Source organism: Leisingera sp. MMG026 (genome assembly GCF_021654205.1).
Taxonomy (GTDB): Bacteria; Pseudomonadota; Alphaproteobacteria; order Rhodobacterales; family Rhodobacteraceae; genus Leisingera.
This window is the reverse complement of the sequence record NZ_JAKFZM010000142.1, coordinates 1-754: the sequence shown is the minus strand read 5'-3', so window position 1 is coordinate 754 and position 754 is coordinate 1. Positions and strand designations below refer to the sequence as shown.

At 58.6% G+C, this 754-nt stretch carries 1 pseudogene; it reads right to left on the bottom strand.

Features of this window, described 5'->3' with window-relative positions:
• Positions 1-70: 70 nt before the first annotated feature.
• Positions 71-754: pseudogene (locus tag L1069_RS23865) on the bottom strand (IS5 family transposase); the annotation flags it as partial.

Sequence of the window (754 nt, the reverse complement as noted above, 5' to 3'; positions counted from 1 at the left end):
AATTGATGCAAACGCCGGAGCATCAACTGCACCATGTAGTGACCCTGAAAAGCCCAAATCGAAAGCTTGGTCATGTTGACAAATGTCTGAGCCAAAGCCGAATAGATGTAAGGTCGATGAAGCCCAGGAAGCTTTCCATGGCTTTGTCGTAGCGAGTTGCCACGCGGCGAGCGTTCTTTAGTTTGTTGAAACAGCACTCGACCAGGTTGCGCAGGCAGTAAAGCGAGCGGTCGACACCGATACGCTTCTTTCGGGATTTTCGCATTGGGATGACCGGCAGGACGTTGCGCGCATTCAGGTTCGCCCTGATGCTGTCGCCATCATAGCCGCGATCCGCCAGCAACACGCTGGGACTGGGCAGGTTGTCGGCCATAACCAGATCGAAACCGAGATAGTCGGATGTCTGGCCTGGCGTGATCTCTGTCCTCATGGGCAGACCATGCGCGTTGACGAGGAGGTGGATCTTGGTCGAGAAGCCACCTCTTGAGCGCCCGAAACCCTGTCGCGGAGTCCCCCTTTAGCACCCGCTGCCTGATGATGGGCCCGGATCACGGCGCTGTCGATCATTTGCAGGGCGTCTGGCACGGCCCCGCTTTGGTTCAGGGCGTCCATGATCTCCTCCCAGAGCCCCGCCAGCGTCCAGCGCCGGAACTGGCGGTAGACGCTCGACCACTTGCCAAAACTCTTCCGGCAGATCGCGCCATGGCGCGCCGGTCCGGGCAATCCAGAATATCCCATCCAGAACAAGGCGGTG